The 17,429-nt window shown below is 65.3% G+C and carries 14 protein-coding genes and 4 pseudogenes; 8 read left to right on the top strand and 10 right to left on the bottom strand.

Features of this window, described 5'->3' with window-relative positions:
* Positions 1-324 precede the first annotated feature (324 nt).
* Entirely contained in the window at positions 325-651 is a 327-nt protein-coding gene (locus ACQP2D_RS20880; RefSeq protein WP_433685395.1) for a putative quinol monooxygenase, read from the top strand.
* Positions 651-1,418, top strand: a pseudogene (locus ACQP2D_RS20885) (transposase); the annotation flags it as partial. The gene ACQP2D_RS20880 and the pseudogene ACQP2D_RS20885, both read left to right, overlap by 1 nt.
* A 542-nt stretch (positions 1,419-1,960) precedes the next feature.
* On the opposite strand, the gene ACQP2D_RS20890 reads toward ACQP2D_RS20885, so the two are convergent.
* Positions 1,961-3,145, bottom strand: coding sequence for a lipase family protein (locus ACQP2D_RS20890; protein WP_433685396.1), 1,185 nt, complete (start codon positions 3,143-3,145; stop codon positions 1,961-1,963).
* 667 nt (positions 3,146-3,812) lie between these two features.
* Here ACQP2D_RS20890 and ACQP2D_RS20895 point away from each other — a divergent pair.
* Both ACQP2D_RS20895 and ACQP2D_RS20900 read left to right on the top strand, forming a co-directional pair.
* Positions 3,813-5,264, top strand: a complete 1,452-nt coding sequence (locus ACQP2D_RS20895; protein WP_433685397.1) for an alpha/beta fold hydrolase — start codon at positions 3,813-3,815, stop codon at positions 5,262-5,264.
* Positions 5,265-5,371: 107 nt separating this feature from the next.
* Positions 5,372-5,608 (top strand): annotated as a pseudogene (locus tag ACQP2D_RS20900) (ISL3 family transposase); the annotation flags it as partial.
* Positions 5,609-5,870: 262 nt separating this feature from the next.
* Here ACQP2D_RS20900 and ACQP2D_RS20905 read toward each other — a convergent pair.
* A complete protein-coding gene (locus ACQP2D_RS20905; protein WP_433685398.1) occupies positions 5,871-7,799 on the bottom strand; it encodes a caspase, EACC1-associated type in 1,929 nt (642 codons plus the stop codon).
* The gene (locus tag ACQP2D_RS20910) at positions 7,796-8,167 is read right to left on the bottom strand and encodes an effector-associated constant component EACC1 (RefSeq protein WP_433685399.1); all 372 of its coding nucleotides are present in this window, start codon (positions 8,165-8,167) and stop codon (positions 7,796-7,798) included. Before ACQP2D_RS20910 ends, ACQP2D_RS20905 begins: the two co-directional genes overlap by 4 nt.
* 278 nt (positions 8,168-8,445) lie before the next feature.
* On the opposite strand from ACQP2D_RS20910, the gene ACQP2D_RS20915 reads away from it, so the two are divergent.
* Both ACQP2D_RS20915 and ACQP2D_RS20920 read left to right on the top strand, forming a co-directional pair.
* Positions 8,446-8,901 (top strand): hypothetical protein, encoded by a 456-nt coding sequence (locus ACQP2D_RS20915; protein ID WP_433685400.1) that lies wholly within the window; start codon positions 8,446-8,448, stop codon positions 8,899-8,901.
* Between the two features lie 201 nt (positions 8,902-9,102).
* Positions 9,103-10,041 carry an extracellular catalytic domain type 1 short-chain-length polyhydroxyalkanoate depolymerase gene (locus ACQP2D_RS20920; RefSeq protein ID WP_433685401.1) on the top strand — a complete coding sequence of 313 codons (939 nt, stop codon included), beginning with the start codon at positions 9,103-9,105 and terminating at the stop codon, positions 10,039-10,041.
* A 99-nt stretch (positions 10,042-10,140) separates the two neighbouring features.
* Here ACQP2D_RS20920 and ACQP2D_RS20925 read toward each other — a convergent pair.
* The 3 genes and pseudogenes from ACQP2D_RS20925 to ACQP2D_RS20935 form a co-directional block, all read right to left on the bottom strand.
* A pseudogene (locus ACQP2D_RS20925) lies at positions 10,141-10,285 on the bottom strand (IS701 family transposase); the annotation flags it as partial.
* A 120-nt stretch (positions 10,286-10,405) separates the two neighbouring features.
* The gene (locus ACQP2D_RS20930; RefSeq protein WP_433685402.1) at positions 10,406-11,059 is read right to left on the bottom strand and encodes a class I SAM-dependent methyltransferase; all 654 of its coding nucleotides are present in this window, start codon (positions 11,057-11,059) and stop codon (positions 10,406-10,408) included.
* A 267-nt stretch (positions 11,060-11,326) separates the two neighbouring features.
* Positions 11,327-11,563: pseudogene (locus ACQP2D_RS20935) on the bottom strand (hypothetical protein); the annotation flags it as partial.
* Between the two features lie 595 nt (positions 11,564-12,158).
* Here ACQP2D_RS20935 and ACQP2D_RS20940 point away from each other — a divergent pair.
* Complete coding sequence (locus ACQP2D_RS20940; RefSeq protein WP_433685403.1) at positions 12,159-12,536, top strand: hypothetical protein; 378 nt, start codon at positions 12,159-12,161, stop codon at positions 12,534-12,536.
* 266 nt (positions 12,537-12,802) lie between these two features.
* Here ACQP2D_RS20940 and ACQP2D_RS20945 read toward each other — a convergent pair whose 3' ends face one another.
* The 3 genes from ACQP2D_RS20945 to ACQP2D_RS20955 form a co-directional block, all read right to left on the bottom strand.
* Complete coding sequence (locus ACQP2D_RS20945) at positions 12,803-14,011, bottom strand: alcohol dehydrogenase catalytic domain-containing protein (protein WP_433685404.1); 1,209 nt, start codon at positions 14,009-14,011, stop codon at positions 12,803-12,805.
* Between the two features lie 56 nt (positions 14,012-14,067).
* Positions 14,068-14,460: a hypothetical protein gene (locus ACQP2D_RS20950; protein WP_433685405.1), complete on the bottom strand. Its 393-nt coding sequence runs from the start codon at positions 14,458-14,460 to the stop codon at positions 14,068-14,070.
* A 323-nt stretch (positions 14,461-14,783) separates the two neighbouring features.
* Positions 14,784-15,797, bottom strand: coding sequence for a DNA topoisomerase IB (locus tag ACQP2D_RS20955; protein WP_433685406.1), 1,014 nt, complete (start codon positions 15,795-15,797; stop codon positions 14,784-14,786).
* A 322-nt stretch (positions 15,798-16,119) separates the two neighbouring features.
* Here ACQP2D_RS20955 and ACQP2D_RS20960 point away from each other — a divergent pair, with 322 nt between their 5' ends.
* The gene (locus ACQP2D_RS20960) at positions 16,120-16,431 is read left to right on the top strand and encodes an IS110 family transposase (RefSeq protein WP_433685407.1); all 312 of its coding nucleotides are present in this window, start codon (positions 16,120-16,122) and stop codon (positions 16,429-16,431) included.
* Between the two features lie 638 nt (positions 16,432-17,069).
* Here the strand turns inward: ACQP2D_RS20960 and ACQP2D_RS20965 are convergent.
* Positions 17,070-17,303 carry a hypothetical protein gene (locus ACQP2D_RS20965; RefSeq protein ID WP_433685408.1) on the bottom strand — a complete coding sequence of 78 codons (234 nt, stop codon included), beginning with the start codon at positions 17,301-17,303 and terminating at the stop codon, positions 17,070-17,072.
* Between the last annotated feature and the right edge of the window lie 126 nt (positions 17,304-17,429).

Below are 17,429 nucleotides of genomic sequence, written 5' to 3' on the forward strand. Positions count from 1 at the left end.
GGGTGCCGCGCGGCCGGAACCGCCGCTCCAGCCATTCGGTCCGCCCGTGCGACGCCGTTCGCACGTGCCTCGAGTAGACGTTAAGGAATCTACTTGCGAGGGATCGGCATTACACGCGATTCGCGGCCCGGCGTCACGAGTTGCGGTCGTGGAGGGGAACTTTCACGCAGAGGACATTACTTCGGCTAGATATCTCTCGTCGGCGGAGATGGTCGCGCCCTGCCGGGGCCACTCCCGCACGGCTCGACGGCCGCACCGCCGTACCGGTCGCTAACGCCCAGCATTCACACCGGGCCAAAGACATTGATGCGCTACCGTACTGATATGTACGCCCTCGTGGTGAAGTTGGTGCTCCACGATACCGATGCCGCAGACGTTTTCGATCGCCTCGCCGCGGATGCCGTCGATCGCATCGCCGAAAACGAGCCGGGGACACTGCTGTACGCGATACACACCGTCGACGGCGAACCCCGGTCGCGGGTGATCTACGAGGTCTACCGCGACCGCAAGGCGTTCGAGGACCACCAGCGTCAGCCGCATACCCGATACTTCCTGGAACAACGTGACAACTACGTCGAATCGAACCGCGTCGAATTCCTGACACCGAAGATGTTCGAAGGGTTTCCGGAGGCCGCGACTCGAGAGCCCTAGTGTCGTGTACCGCAAAGATTCATGCGGCACTTGGCCCCGTCATTCCGGCGGGCAGTGTGTTCGCGTTGCTGGCCGAGTATCGGTGCGAGTTGTTTGCGCCGGAGATGTTCGCTGATCTGTTCCGGGCCCGGCCCGGACTGGGCGTGCCAGCTTGCCCGCCGAGGTGGCGGCGTCGGTGCTGGTGCTGCAAGCGTTGGGTGATCTGTCGGATCGGGAAGCGGTCGAGGCACTGCGCTGTGATCTGCGGTGGAAGGTCGCCTGCGGGCTCGCGCTGGACGACGAAGGATTTCATCCGAGCACACCGACCTATTGGCGGCGCCGCCCGGCGGCCTCGGATCGGCCGAATCGGATCTTCGATGCTGTCCGCACAGTAGTCACTGAAACTGTTGTGCTGCAAGGGAAAACGCGTCGTGCGTTGGATTCGGTGGTACTCGACGATGCGGTCGCGACCCAGGACACGGTGACGGGAGTTGATTGCGGCGGTCCGCAGGGTCCGCCGCGAGGTACCCGCCGCTGCGGCAATCATCGCTGCGCAGTGCCGGGCGCATGATTACGCCGATCCAGGCAAGCCGGCGATCGCCTGGGACGATGCCGCGGCCCGAGATACGCTGGTGTCGGCGTTGGTCGGCGATGCTCACACGATTGTGAATGCGTTGGTGGACAATGCATTCGACGACGCAGTGGCCGATCGGGCGGGTCAAGCGCTAGCCTTGCTGGCATTGATCGCCGGCCAAGCCGTCGAACCGGCCGAGGGTTCCGACGGCACAATTCAGCAGATTCCTAGCGGTCCCCTCCAGGCCACGCGGTTCCCTGCGGGCGCTGTCGGCATTCGACGCCGCAGGTGCTCATCAGGTGTTCTGCCGGGGGGAACTCGTCGGCGCGGCCGGCGAGAGGGTCGCCGTTGGTCGGGGCAGTGTGCATTGTCTTTCGCTACTTCTGATGCAGGTCCGTGGGGACGGGCTGTGGCAGTTTCGAACCAGGGTGCGATGTGTTGCGTGCTCGGTGGTCTCGTGGGCGCGGGTCGCGTCCGCGGCGATCGTCGGACTGTTCGGCGCCTTTTATCCCGGCCGCCGCGATCGGCTGCCCGAGTGGGGTCTCGCTGGAATCTTTCCGATCTCTGCGACGCGTTCCTGACGCGTTTGCCCCCTGTAGTCAAGGTGAGTCCGACCAGCTGCCCCGCGGGATACGGCCTGGCAGAAGATGTTGAACAGGGCGAGGCCCGCCATGCGGCGGTCGCCGGTGTCCGCGCCTGGTCCGATGGCCGCCGCCGGCGGCGGTGTGCATTGCACTCGGCCTGGTGAGCTGGTGCTTACCGCACCACACACCCTGGGGCTTGTGGGGTGCCGGCGAAGCGGTCGGCGAGGAAGTTCATGCCGCCGAAGGCTTCGCCCGCCGCGGCTCCGATGTGTGTCGGGAACAGCGAGTGGATCGCGGTGAGGGTGGCGCCCTGAGCGCAATAGGCATCGACGAGGGCGGTGTAGCCGGCGACGGGGATCTTCTCGTCGGCGACGCTGTGGTACAGGTACAGCGGGGTGTCGGGGGTGGTTCGGCCGAGTTCATTGGGCCTGGCGGCGTTGCGGAAAGCGGGCTGCGCCAGCAGATTCGGGACCGCGGCGAAGTCGTCGACGTGGATGTCGGAGTATTCCTGAGCCAGATCCGCACCGCAGCCGGAGGTGTCCGCGGCGAGCAGCGCGCGGCGGCCCCGGTCGTTCAGCAAGTCGACCAACCGGGAGTCGGGTTCATTGCGGGCCAGCCCGAGCAGGATCAGTATCGCCCCCGCGGCGCTGTCGGCGCGTTGTGCCACGGCCGGGATATCGGTGGGGATTCCGCCGGCGCTGGTGCCGACGAATCGCACGTCTGGTGCGTACTCCGGACGCAATTGCGTGGCCCACAGCGTGGCGAAGGCTCCGCTCGAGTATCCCCAGGCGCCGATCGGGCTCGAGGCATCGATGCCGGCCGGCGTGAAGGACCGTGCGGCCCGGATTCCGTCCAGGACTCCGCGCCCGGATGTCACGCCGTCGAAGAGTCGGGACTGCGGCCCTTCGTAATCGCTGACCACGACGGCCCATCCCCGCCGCAGTGCGTCCGCGATGAATGGCGCATCCTGCATCGTGCTCGCCATGTCGCTGTCGCTTCCGCCGCGCAGTGTGGACGACGGCGCGCACCGGGTGTCGAGACTGTTCTCGGGTACCTGGTACGACAACACCGGCCGCGGCCCGTTCCATGGCACCGGCGGCACCAGCACCGTGGTCACATCCAGCTGCGGATGCTCTTCGGAATCGGTTGTGCGATACCGCAATTGCCACGCCGCAACCGGTATCGGCAGACCGAGAAGGGGGATCGTCCGCACCCCGAGCACCGCGCCGTTGGGATGTGACGCGAGATCGGTGGGCGCGGCATAGAAGGGATCGTCGCCAGGGGACACCACTGCGGCTTGCGCGACCGGCATCGACAATGCCGCCAGCAGCATGATCATGGCGAGCGTGATAGTCACAACCCATTGCCGGCCGATCCGCCACCACCTCGCTGGTTGCCTGGGCGCGCCGCAGACCGGCAGACCAGGCACATCTGTAGCCGAACACGCTGTGCGGCAAGCATTTTTACGATACGTCGACAACATATGCCGGGATTCCATCACGCCTCCCGCGTCCAACTTCCGACGCGCAGGCACTCTGGGCCCGCACCAGCCGGTCACAACACTTAGGGTTTGGATCACGGTAGCATAACGATTTTATATATACAGTTATAAAGTTTTCAACAAATGTTGCGGCCGCCCAATAAGGAGAAAATGCTCGCTGGACCGAGCTGAAACCCGCGCGAGTGCCCAGCCTCGAGATGGCGGGCAATTGTTCGGCATACGCTGCTGCCGCGTCAGCCTGTGATCCGTGCACGGTGGTGCACCCCACAAAATCGGATGTCGGAGGCTAAACCACGATGTGACCGGGGCCAGCATGGGTGAGGCTCCCTGGAAATCCCTACCTCGCCGAGAAGGTTTCAGCAAACGGCAGTATGGTGCTCGTTCGAGACCCGGAAACGGCTGTGCAGCGGAATTAGGGATGCGTACACGGAGGTCTCGGGCAGGAGATGCGATGCCGATAACAACTTGGATTCGATGGCTCGTAATAGGGGTCATATCGGCAGCTGCATTCGCCACAGTGCCCGTGGGATCGGCAACCGCCGATCCGGTCGATGACATCCCGAGCGGGCTGGAGTCGTTCTATCACCAGCAGCTGGACTGGAAGCCGTGTAACGACGCGGTGCTCGACGGTGCGGGTGCTCAGTGCGCGGGCGTTGTCGTACCGCTCGACTACAACCAACCGGACTCACGCACGCTGACCGTAGCGATCTCGCGTATCCCGGCCACCGACCCGGACCGCAGACGCGGGATCATGCTGTCCAACCCCGGCGGTCCCGGCGGTCCGGGCCTGAGCATGATCGCGGACCTCCGGGATCGGCTCACACCGGATGTCCGTGCTCGGTACGACCTGATCGGCATGGACCCGCGTGGTATCGGCCGATCGGACCGAATGAGCTGCGCGCTGCCGCTGCCCACCATGTTGTTCTCGGCTGGCTTCGACGCCTTCGGCTACGCGCGCGACGCCACCCTGGCCGCCGCGCTCGCGGCTTCCTGCGTGGCACCCGATCCCGAGAAGGCCCGGTCCATCACCACCCGCAATACCGCCCGGGACATGGACGTCATCCGCGGCGCATTCGGTGAACGCGAACTCAACTACTACGGCGACTCTTACGGCACCTACCTGGGCGCGGTGTACACGCAGATGTTCCCTGAGCACAGTGACCGGATCGTGCTGGACAGCGCCATCGACCCGGACCGCTACTGGATCGGCACGTACCAGGACATGGGCGCCGTCAACGAGGCCGGGCTCGACGACTGGGCGATCTGGGCGGCCCGCCACGACGCCGACTACCACTTCGGTAGCACCGGACCGCAGGTCCGAGCCTTTGTCGAGGACATGATCCGACGTGCCGCCAGGCATCCGGTCATCGGCAACGGCTATCTCATCGATGAACACACCGTTCCGATGATGCTGCTGTCACTGTTATCGAATCCGAAGAAGAACACCAACCTCGCCGAGCTCGTGCGGACCCTGGCCGACGCAGTGTCCGGGCTGGCCATCGACATGGAGCAGCTGAAAGCGAAGATCAACGGTCCCGTCCCGCTGGATGTCTCGGGCATGGCCGCGGTCCTGTGTGGCGACAAGGCCGCACCCCGAGATCTGGCCTGGTATCGCCGCAATATCGAAAGCGTTCGGGCGACTCAACCGGTGTTCGGCGCGTTCGCCAACAACATCACCGCGTGCGCGTTTTGGCCGGACCCGGTCGAGCCACCCACCGCCGTGCACAACCCGACACCAGCCCTGATCCTGCACGCAACCCGCGACACCCGCACCGCCTACCAGCAAGGCCTTGCACTGCACCAGGACCTGACAGCATCACGAATGGTCACACTGGCAGACACCCGCGTTCACGGCCTAATCGGCTCCAACATAAGCCACTGCGTGAACGACATCGTCAACACCTACTTCCGTGACGGCACGCTCCCCGGTGCCGACCTCACCTGCCAACGCGACCCCAACTATCTCCCCGACTAACCGCCCGCAGCGCCCAGCGGCACGATCCACTCGACGGGCCGGCGGGGGTCTATCTTGCTATCGGCTCTGGCCACTTCTGGTGGTAGCTGAAGCGGGGTGACGGCACGATGCCTCGGCGGTTGGAGGTAAATGCTGCTGTTGGGCTTGCTTTTTCGGGTTTGTCGCCACTGGTGGTCGAGGACGTGGTCGACGAAGGCGCGCGGATCGTGGTGCGAGCCAGGACGGCACCCGACCCGGCCGTCTGCTCGCAGTGCGGTGTCGGGTCGGTGAAGGTCCACAGCTATCACCATCGGACCGTCGCCGCCCTGCCGCTCGATGGCCGGCTGGTCCTAGTCCAGGTGCAGCCTGGGCCGGTCGGTGCTCACGCCGGAGGTTATCTGTAGCCGATGAGCGGCAGTTGCCAGATATCCCTGGCCCAGGACCTCGACTGCGGGCTGGGGTGTGCTCGGGTCGGGTTTCGGGCTGTTGTGGATACGGCTGGGTGCGGGTGTCCAGGCGATGGAGGGGGAGCGCCGGGGGTGGACGCGGAAGCAGTTCTTGTTGTCACGGCGAGAGCCGCACGGTGGTGGGCAATCGGCCGCTGAACCGGCCACTACGCCGATGACACTACTTCCACAACCGCACCGTCGTGTCGAAACTGCCGGTCGCGAGCAGGGTACCGGCGGGGTCGAACGCCACCGACAAAACTCCGTCGGTGTGGCCGGTGAGGGGTTGCCCGACAAGCTGGCGGGATGCCACGTCCCACAACCGCGTCTTGTCGAGACTGCCGGTAGCGAGCAGGGTACCTGCCGGGTTGAACGCCACCGACCACACCAGGTCGGTGTGGCCGAGGGGTTGCCCGACGAGCTCGCGGGATGCCACGTCCCACAACCGCACCGTCATGTCGTAGCTGCCGGTGGCGAGCAGGGTGCCGGTTGGGTTGAACGCCACCGACACCACCTCGTTGGTGTGGCCGGTGAGGGGTTGTCCGATGAGTTCGCGGGATGCCACGTCCCACAGTCGCACCGTCTGGTCCGAGCTGCCGGTGGCGAGCAGGGTACCGTCCCGGTTGAACGCCACCGAGAGCACCCAGCTGGTGTGGCCGAGGGGTTGTCCGACAAGTTCGCGGGATGCCACGTCCCACAACCGCACCGTCTGGTCGTAACTGCCGGTGGCGAGCAGGGTGCCGGCTGGGTTGAACGCCACCGACACCACTCCGTTGGTGTGGCCGAGGGGTTGTCCGACAAGTTCGCGGGATGCCACGTCCCACAGTCGTACCGTCTGGTCGTAACTGCCGGTGGCGAGCAGGGTGCCGGCTGGGTTGAATGCCACCGACTCCACATCGCCGGTGTGGCCGGTGAGGGGTTGTCCGACGAGCTGGCGGGATGTCACGTCCCACAGTCGCGCCGTCTTGTCCGAGCTGCCGGTGGCGAGCAGGGTACCTGCCGGGTTGAACGCCACCGAGTACACCTTGCCGGTGTGGCCGGTGAGGACCGCAGCGGTGGTCCAGGCGAGCTGGGCGGGTGCAGAGGGTGAAGCGCTGGTTCCGGCAAGCCGGTTGGGAGTAGTCGGTGATCGGAGTGCGGTGATCCCGGCTGCGGTCGCCGCGGTGAGAGGTATAGCGATCGCTGCGCCGGTCAGCACCCGCCGCCGCCCGATCCGGCGGCGGACGTCCGGTGCCGGCCTGCCGGGTTCGCGGTCCTCGATCGGTTCCAGAGCAGGCGAGTGATGCGGGTGGTCCCCGGAAGCGGGGCCCCCGGGTGAGACGGCTGGTGTGATGGGAGCGGGTGGTGCGGGGGTGTCGTCGCGCCCGGCCCCCGGCATGGTCGCGGCCGGGGTGGTGGGAGGTTGTGGTTGCCCGAACAGGCGCAGGTCTGCGGCGATGTCGATGTTGCGGCACTGGGGACGGGGGTGCCCGGCGAGGTGCAGGTGCCTGTCGGTTTCCCGGTAGAGCTCGTCGAGGGTGCTGGCGGGTGCCGCGGCGGCGACAGCGAGGAAGGCGCCGGTGAACGCGGTGTTGCGATGATCGGCCGGTGCAAAGGACGGCTCGTTCGCTGAGGACGACGTGATCGTGTACGTCCCGTGGATATCGGTCTGCCCGGCGACCAGGCTGGGCACGTCGGCCATGGCTTCGAACGCGCGCCCGGCGAAGCAGCAGTCCAGGATCAGGACCCGGACGCGGGCAGGGCTGTCGAGGATTTCCTCCCGTAACGTCTCGAACGGCACCGCCGTCCAGCGTACGTCGGCCGGGTCGCTGCCGGGCACGGCCAGGTGCAGCCTACCGCGGCGGTCGAGCAGGCCATGGCCGGTGTAGTACACCAGCAGCAGTCCGCTGGCCCCGCGCGCGGCCCGGCCGACCTCGTTCCCGACGCCGGTACGGTCGGGGTCGAGCACGGTGACACACTGCCCGGTGGTGAACGCGGCACCGGGTCTGGTGAGGACATCGGCGAGGTCAGTGACGTTCGCGGTGGCGGCCGGTATCGCGGCCAGGTGAGTGTAGCGGGCCGTGCCGATCAGCACGGCCCGGGAAGGTTCCGCGCCGACGGCGCCGGTCACTGCCCGGTACCCGGTGGGTCGAGCAGTGCCCGCAATTCGTGCAGCACTTGCGGGGAATCGACTCGGGTGGCATCGATTTCGATGTGAGTGCCGTCGTGACATGTGAGAGTGAGTTTCACGTCCGAGCGGCGGTAGGTCAGCCACGTCGTCAACGACCTCGCCAGTGCCGTGCCGATTCCGCTGGCGCCGAGGGTCACCACGAGCACTTCATACATCCCGCCGCTCATCTGTCCCGCATCGACACGCGCCGGGTCCGGTCCCACCCGGCCGCGCAGAGCCTCGTCGTGACCGAACCACTCCAGCAGTGCGAGCAACTCGTCCGGGCCACCATCGACCCGGATCGTCAACTTCGAATTCCCCTCTGACACCAGCACATTCTGCCCCACCAGCACCTCGGCCGCCCCCCGATCCGACAACGGTACCCGGCCTACATTAGAACAGTGGCCGAAGGATGACGGGCAACCACTCAGGATGAACCGTCGCGACAACACCTTTCCCGGACACCCGCCCGAGCGGCTGGACGCGATCAGCCCACACCAGGTGCACGCGCGTCTACGGCTGCGCACAGATTACGCTGGCCCAATTCGGTCCGAAAGTGTTGTGCCGCAATGGGGTACGCCGGAATCGCTGACGATGGACAAACTACATGCAGATCCCCTCGGGTAACGGGCAGAATACCGGTGTGGATCCGGACTCGAGCCCGATGCTGAAACTTGAACGGGCGAAAGAGCATTTCCATGAGTTCGTCGCCGAGCTCGAGCGCTACGGCAAGAGTGACCCCTGGCAATTCTCCGTCGCCCACGAGGAATTCCTGCGCGGTAGTCCCGGTTCCGACCTGGTCTTGCATTTGAAAGAGCACACCCCGATACCCCGTAGACTCGCCGTTGTGGTCGGCGACCTGGTCCACAATCTGCGCTCCGCGCTGGACTGCGCCATTGTCGAGCTCGCCAGCCGTTGCGAAGGACCCGTCGGACGTTCACCCACCGAGGCCGAGGAACGCGCATTTCAGTTCCCGGTGACGGAGAAGAAGGCGGACTTCGAGAGTTCGATCAATCGCAGGAAGCTTCGCCTGTTCCTGTCACCGGTGGAACACCGGGCCTGACAACCTCCGTGATGCGCCACGGGCGCGGCCGTCCCTGGAAAACCGTTGCTCGATGTCCTGCCGCCTATGGGGCCATCTCGGCGAGGCCCGAGGCGAACTCGGCGGCTGGCGGGCACAGGTACTTGATACTGGCTCCGGCAACGACTTCCATCGCGTGGAAGTCGTCGGCACGACAACGGAAGTCGGTCTACCGTGACCCCCATGGTCAAGCCGATATTGGCCGCAGCGGCGGCCATAGCGCTCATCGCTGCGGTGGGTGGATGCAACGGCCGCGCCGCCGCTCACGCCATCGACTACACGGTGACAGTGGAATCGGTTGGCATGCAACGTCAATACCTGATCCACGAACCGGCATCGGACCCGGGCGCGAAGCGGCCCGCCGTACTGGTGTTCCACGGCGGCGGCGGCACGGCCGACTACATGGCTGCCAAGACCGGGTTCGATTCCCTGTCCGACGCTGCCGGATTCGTCGCTGTCTATCCGGTCGGGTATGACAAGAGCTGGAACGACGGGCGCGGCGCGGACACCGCAGCGGGGGCGAAGAACATCGACGACATCGGATTTGTCTCGATGATCATCGACCGCATCGTCGCCGACAATGCCGTAGACCCCGGCCGGGTCTACGCCACGGGACTGTCCAACGGCGCGATGTTCACCGAGGATCTCGGTTGCCGCCTCTCCGGCAAGATCGCCGCGATCGCCGCGGTTGCCGGACCGATGCCCACTGCCGATGCATCCGTCTGCACGCCTACACATCCCATGTCAGTGCTGGAAATCCACGGCACAACCGACCCGATCGTGCCCTACGACGGAGGCGTCGTCCGCGTCACCTCCGGCCGCCGCGGCCCCGGTACCAGCCCAGTCCTTTCGGTCGATGCCACCCAACAGCTTTGGCGAGACAAGAACGCATGCGGCCCGGTCACCACCTCGGTGCTACCGAATACCGCCGACGACGGCACCACCGTCACCACCACGGTCGCATCCTGCGCCAATGGCAGCCGGGTTGAGCTGTATTCGATCGCCGACGGCGGTCATACCTGGCCCGACGGGCCGCAGTATCTGCCGGTCGCGATCGTCGGCAAGGTCAGCCACCAATTCGACGCCTCCGACGTGATCTGGCACTTCTTCGCGGGGGACTAGTAGGACTTTGTTAGGTGGGGAAGGTGTGGTGGCAGAGTGGGCAGGTACCGATCCAGATGGCAAGTGCGCGTTGGAATTTGCCGAGTGTGCCGTAAAGAGTCAGTCCTGCCCGCCGGCTTTTGGGTCGGTCAGCCGCAGGGTGGTGCGGAACAGGTGCGCGGCGGTGGTGAGGGTGGCGTGGTGGTAGCCAGCCTTGCCAGGAACGGCCTTCGAAGTGGTCGAGGCCGAGGGCGTCTTTGAGTTCGCAAGACTGTCGCGCCTAGGTGCGCAGATTGGTGATCTGTTCGCCAGCACGGTGAGAGGTATCGAAGTCGATGCGCCGGTCGACAGCGCAGCTACCGGGCAGTTAGCTGCGACACCGTCGTCATGTCCCCGTCGGCCTGATCATTCGCACTTGATCGGCGGCTACGGTGGCCCGACCGATGAGGAAGGTCGAAATCGGGCCCGGCACCGGCAGCACACCTGTGCCGAGCATGTCGGTATCGAAACCGGCATCGATCAATGCGTCCCTGGTGCGGCGGTTGGGTCGGCAGCCGTCGGTCAGTGCGCTCCAGGGCCCGGCGACGAGATCCTGGAATTTGCCGTAGACGGTGTTATCGGCGGCGCGAACATGTTCCAGCACCAGTAGTTCGCCGCCCGGCCGCAGTACCCGTTTGATATGGGTGAGCGAAGCGGATACGTCGCGGACCGAGCACAATACGACCGAAACCAGCACGGTGTCGAAACTGTCGTCGGGGAACGGCAGTAACTCGGCGAAACTGTCGATGATGTCCACTGCCACATCGAGTCTTTCGGCGCGCCGCTGGGCGACCTCGCGCATCGCCGGATTCGGATCGATGGCGGTTATCGAGGTGACACCGGGCGGGATATGCCGCAGATCGTGGCCCGGGCCGAGGCCGACGATCAGTAGGTCACCGCGCGCGGAGGCGAGCAATACCGTCCGCAGTGGCCGGATCAGGGTCGGTTCGGTGACGTTCATCGCGGCGCTGTACCAGGCGGCGAAGATGCGGCTGCACACAGCTGTCTCCCTTCGAAGAAGTTGCAGCCAGCGTTCTCGATCAGCACATTCGGACAGAACCCCTATTCGCACCCCCTACTTTTGGTTTCGCCTACCGCAAGATCTCGATATCGTCGCCGTCGACCGCGATGACATCGTTGTCGGTGAGCGCCCAGTGCGGGATGCCCTCGGCTCGATAGCGGGCGGCCAGTACTGCGGACATGCCGTCCGATCGGTCGCCGAGTCCAGATGTGGCACGATGCGATGGTCGACCAATCCCAGTCCGTCCCACAGTGGTTCGATGCCGCACGTCGGTTCGACCTCGGCCGGATCATCGCTGGACTCCAGACCGCGCAGATCCGGAGTCAGCAGACAGGCGCCGGCGCTGTACCCGGCGACACCAGCGCATCGGCGGCGAGCAGCTTCAGCAGTACGAAATCGGCTTCGCTGCGGGCGAATCAAGTGCGATGTTATGACCAGCAGAAAACCGGGAGCGGAGCCTGCCGGCGATCGAGTGCACAACATCTTTCACGTCCCAACCCTGGCGTTCCTGGCTCGAGCAGGGGCGAAGTAACACCGAGCCGAAGGCCGCAGTGCCGCACGTCGCTCGCCCTCCGCCAGCAGCATGTCGACCCGCTGTGGCCTCCGCGCGCTCCGATCGTAGGAAGTGCCCGCGTCCCACGGCCACGCGACACCATCTTCACCAATGCCGGGTCATCGGGGTGGTCTTACGAGCCATCCGTCCTCGCCGCGCTCGAATGCCTCGTCGGCGTCGATCATCGACGGTGGTTCCGCATTCTGGGTGATGAATCGTGTCACGCGACCCGGTTCAGCAGTCCGGCCACGTAGCGATGGTGGTTGCCGTTGCCCTGGTCATCCGTCGGTATCGCGCTCACCCGGCAGTGCGCCGGTGAAACCGGAGGAGAGTGGCAAACGCCCTGAAGTCGAGCGGGTGGCCGGCGAAGTCGTTTCGAGCGGGCGGGCCGATGCGGTGCGGTGATACCGGATTGGTTCCGGGTACCTCGGGTAGGGCCACAACGACAGGCCTGATCGCGACGCGGCAGGCGGACGTGGTGACGTCGGGCGTTCGCGAACGCGACAGTGGAAGGAGCGATCTGTCATGACCGACCCGAACAGTTCATGGGATTCACCGCAGGACACCGGGGCGCCGGACAGCGTCGAATCCGATGGTGCGGCATTGAGTAGCGCCGAGGATCTGGACGAGGACCGCTTGCACACGGACCCACTCGAAGCGGGAATGGATCCTCCCGATCACTGGACCGGGGCCACCGCGTACGGCATGACAGAGTGGGAACAGGCCCACGCTCGTGGTCTGGATGAACGCCTGGCCGAGGAGGCACCCGACGGAGAGCCTGTGGCGCCGCCCGCCACGCGTCCCGCAGAAGAAGAGGCGGTGCGAATGGATGAGCCGTCGGAACGATCGCTCGACTATGACCGCGATCTGGGCATCTCTGCAGACGGAGTACTTCCCGAGTAATCCCTGACCGCGGGTGCTGGATCAACCGTCTCCGGAACCGACCGGGTGCGTGCGCCACTGGTTCGGCCGCCCGCGTGCCGGCCGCGTATGCGCCGCGGCGTGATCGGCGATCTGGTGGCTTGCGAACCCGAACTGCGCACGTCCATGGTCTTCGGCAAGTGACCACCATGCTCGAACAGCGTTTCACCGTTCGGCGGCGAGGAGCGAGCGCGCGATCTTGCGAAGTATCGACACGGCATCTCCCTCGCGAAGTATCGATCCGGCCGTCACATGGGGACGACCGTCTTGAGCCAACCGTCCTCGCGGCGATCGAATGCCTCGTAGGCGTCGATCATCGACAGTGGTTCCGCGTGCTGGGTGATGAATCGTGTCGGGTCGATATCGCCGCGCGCGACCCGGTTCAGCAGTCCCGGCACGTACCGATGGTGGTTGCAGTTGCCCGCCTGAACGGTCAGGTTGCGGTTGACGGTCGCGCCGAGGGGGTAGCGGTCGAATTCGGGCGGGTACACGCCGATGATTCCGATGGAACCGGCTTTGGCCACCGCCTGGGTCGCCCAGCGTGCTGCCAGGCTCGGTGCGTCACCGACGAGCCATTGGCCGTCATCGGTGTTGCCTTCCGGGGCCGCCGATCGGCGTTCGCGCTCGAAAGCCTCGGTGTCGACGGGGAGGTTGTCGGCCGCCGGGCCGGATTTCGGTGCTCGAGCGTCGACGCCGACGGCGTCGATGACACGATCCGCGCCGATACCGCCGGTGAGTTCGCGCACCGTCGCGACCGGATCCTCGGCGTTGAAGTCGATGGGTTCGGCGTTCTGGGCGCGCGCTTTAGCGAGTCGGTCCGGGATCCCGTCGACCACGAGAACTCGCGCGGCGCCCTGGCGCTTCGCGGCGGCCATCGCACATTGCCCGACGACTCCTGCGCCTAGGACCAGTACCGTGTCACCTTTGCTCACCTGGGCCAGGCGCGCGCCGAACCAGCCGGTGGGCAGCACGTCGGAGACCATGATCGCCTGGTCGTCGGTCACCCCGTCCGGAACTTTGACCAAAGTGTTGGCCGCGTACGGAATCCGCGCCGTCTCGGCCTGCAACCCGTCGACCGGCCCGGTCGATTCGGGTCCACCGAAGAAGCTGGTTCCGGCCTGGGGGCCGTTGGGGTTGGCGACGTCGCATTGTGCGGTATAGCCGCTGCGGCAATACGCGCAGTATCCGCAGGATATGGTGGAGCACACCACCACCCGCTCACCTTTCACGAAACCTCTTACGGCGGAACCTGTTTCGAGTATCACGCCGACCGCCTCGTGCCCGAGTACGGTGCCTGGCCGCATGCCGGCCATGGTGCCGCGCACCATATGCAGGTCGGTGCCACAGATCGCCGCGGTCGTGATCTGGATGAGGGCGTCGGTGGGTTCTTCGATCTTCGGATCGGCGAGGTCGTCCAAACGGATATCGCCCACGCCGTGCCACACAATTGCTTTCATGTCGAACCCCCTAAGTGTCTGTAGATGCTCCTGTCAGCTGGTGGTGTCCGGCGTCGTTATGATCGCCTGCGCCGCAGGATGATCCAGGTGAGCACGGCGGCGGAAACTCCGGTGATCGTGGCGATGGGCACGCGGTTCCTGCGTGTCGAATCCGCGACCTGCTTGCCTACGTCCTCGAGTGGATCCGATACCGATGGCGCGGGATTGTCGATCAGCTGTCCTGCCTGAGTTGCGGCACGGTCGGCGATGTCATCGACCTCGGGTCCGTTGTCAGCCGTGCGGTGCTGGCCGCCTCGCGCCGTCCGGTGGATCGCGGTCTCCACGCGGGCCGGGGGACCAATTCTGTCGCTTGGCTCGGAAACGCCCTGTTCGAGCCTGGGGCACGGTCGGTCACCGTCGTCGCGGATCGTGTTCGGCGTATCGGGGAGCTCGGGTCGGTCTTCGGTCATCATCGGCTCCCATCGTCGACGGTGGCCCAATCCTGCAGGCGACCCGGCCGCGCCTCGGCACGCACGGGGCGCGTCGACCGTGCAGTTGCATCGGTGACCGATTTCGACGTCGAGCGTGTTTCGGTGTCCGGTCGGTTGTCCGTGTGGTGAACCATGAATACCTCACCTCCTGTGCGTCGCCTACCCGCCGGATGAAACGGGAAACAACAACGCAGTGGCATGACCGATCCGTACAGCTCCTGGGCTCCGCTGCAGGACCGGACTCCGTCGAATCCGATGCAGCGGCGTTGACCGGCCCCGCGGACCTGGATGATGCCGATTCCTTACCACCCAGCGCGGCGCAGCATTCGGATCACCGCACGCTCGATCACCAGTTGGACTTCATCATCGGATTCGGCTCTCCTGGCGCGAACCAGCGCGCGTGCGATGGAGACACCGTCGGCAAAGCACTCGACGACGCGAGGGTCTATATACGACGCACGGGCAACGGCGGGCGTATTGCCGAGCGCGGCGGCCACTTCGGCCACCACCGCCCGTTCGGCATTCTTCTGCGCACGCCGCGAGGTAGGCGGATCCATACGCCCGAACTCGGCGGCGGCGATAACGGTGGCCTGCCAGGTGCGCAGATCCTTTGCACTGCAATCGATTCCGGTCAGCTCTTTGAAGCAGGCGTTGATATCGTCAGCATGCAGGTCGCGATACCGACCGTCTTGACGGTAGACCAGGAGCCGCCCCGAATCCGCGCGGCTGCGCCGCAGCGCGCGGACCGCCCGCGCCAGCGGTGCGTCGCGGATACGGACGCACCGGCGTGCCCCACCCTTGGCGACGTAGTCGAACAGCATCTCGTCACCATCAACCTGGACCTGATCGCGAAGCAGTGTCGCGATTCCGCGCGTGCCGTTCTCTGCTGCGTATTCCTCGCCACCGATTCGGAAGACGCCGCGATCGATCAATCCGACGGCCACCGCCTCGACCCGGTGCCGAGTCAGGCCCGAGCGGTCCAGATCGTCCCGGATTCGTTCGCGTAGTTCCGGCAGCCGTGTCGCCAGTTCGAGCACCCGGTCGAACTTCTCTTCATCGCGTTCGCGTCGCCACTGTTCGTGATAGATGTACTGGCGCCGACCTGCCGAATCCACGCCGATCGCCTGGATATGACCGTTCGCGTAGGGACAGATCCACACCCTGCGCCAAGCGGGCGGAATCACCAAACCCCGGATACGCTCCAGCAGTTCGCCATCCAGGACGCGCTCACCCTCGCTGGTGATATAGGAGAAACCTCGACCCCGCGCCGTGCGACGGATACCAGGACCGTAGGGCCTACTGCGACGCAACGGCACGAGGACTCCTACCCGTGCGTTCGATCGGCGCTGTCGGTGGACTGATCATCCGGCCGGATGATACCCGTGCACCTTGACTTTCCGAGGCGACGGGCAACTACGGCGCGAGCGGTATCTACACCACGACGCTTGCCATTGATATCTAACACCGGGGCGGGTATCTCTACTTCTTCGATTGTGCTACATCGGCATGGTCGGAAAGATCATGTTCCACATGTCGCGGATCATGTTCATCATCTGCATAAGCATCGGCATCATCGAACTCACCTTCAAGGCATAACGCTTGCTAACTATTGTCGGCCTACCCCGGGACACAGCAAATATGCACCTGACAGGCCGGGCGCATGTTCAGGCCGGGCGCATATTGCGGACCTGCGACCGGCGTGGCGGCGCCGCTCGCGGGTGCGAGGAGTCGTCGTCAGTGCATCTGAGCGCGGACGCGAGGAAAGCGGCCCATCATTGCGTCGTGATCGACTCCGCCGGCACTCGGCGTCTGTCGCGGAAAACGGTCAACGATGAGACCGAACTGACCGGACTGATCGATGACGTCGTGGGTCTGGCCGATGGCGGTGAGGTGACGTGGGCGATCGATCTGAATGGCGGCCGCGCCGTCGAAAATCTGTGCAGACCGTGATGGGCCATGCTGTCGCGTGCGACGCAGCCTGTCGCCGTGTTTGTAACCCGGCTTGCTTTTTGAGCAGATGCTGGTCCCCGGCGTTTCCGAAAAGTATTGCGTGGCAGTCGCTTCGATGTGACTGTGACCAATTCACCCTATGTGCCCCCGCAGCCGAGGCGCTGTCACGGGGATTGCGCGATCTGGGACGCCGGGCACGACGGCCGTTCAGCGATCGATGCCCGTGCTGGCTCGCTCCCGAATTGCTTTCGGGCACAGGAATGTTGCTCATAGCGCATTCCGCACCGTGCGGCGCCGACACTACGTCGACTCAGGCATGCCAGGAGGACTCAAAACTGCGGTCATCGCCAGAGCGAGCATCTCGTACGGTCCGATGCGGCGCCGTTGCGCCGACTGGCTGCTGGCCTGCCGCCTCGTCCACGCCGGACAACGACATGAGTAACTGGTGGTCATCCGTGCCGACCGATGCCGATGATGAACAACGGGCGATCACACACCGCCAAGGCCCCGGCGCGGTATGACTCGTCGATGAATCATCCGTCGCCCTTGACGGTCGCGTCGAGTTCTCGTTCCTCGGGATGAGACACGTTGTGCTGGTCAAGCATTGCTGGGTCGTGCTCCGATCGAGGGCGATTCCACTATCGAGCGAGTCGCTGCCGGAGCAGTTCCTTACCCTGCTCGGCGCCTTTGCGGCTTTCGCCCTGCGCACGCCGGAAGAAGTCCGCCAATTCGGCATCACCGGCGCGGTCGGCGTCCCGGGCGTAGGTCTGCATCCGCAGCGCGTTACTCAAACACGCTTCGGTGAACCAGATGAGGTTGTAGTCCTTGTCGAGAGTGCCGGTCACGTCACCGGTCTCGGTTGATGCAGCCATCGCTTCAATACCTTTCCTGTTGTTTCCACTGACATTTCGGCGCTACCCGTGCCATCGACCGCGAAACCCCGTCAGGCCATCGATGCCTGGTTCCGCAGCCGATATGACTGGATGGCCCTCATACGG

It is taken from the genome of Nocardia sp. CA-119907, assembly GCF_050955995.1.
In the GTDB taxonomy this organism is placed as follows: domain Bacteria; phylum Actinomycetota; class Actinomycetes; order Mycobacteriales; family Mycobacteriaceae; genus Nocardia.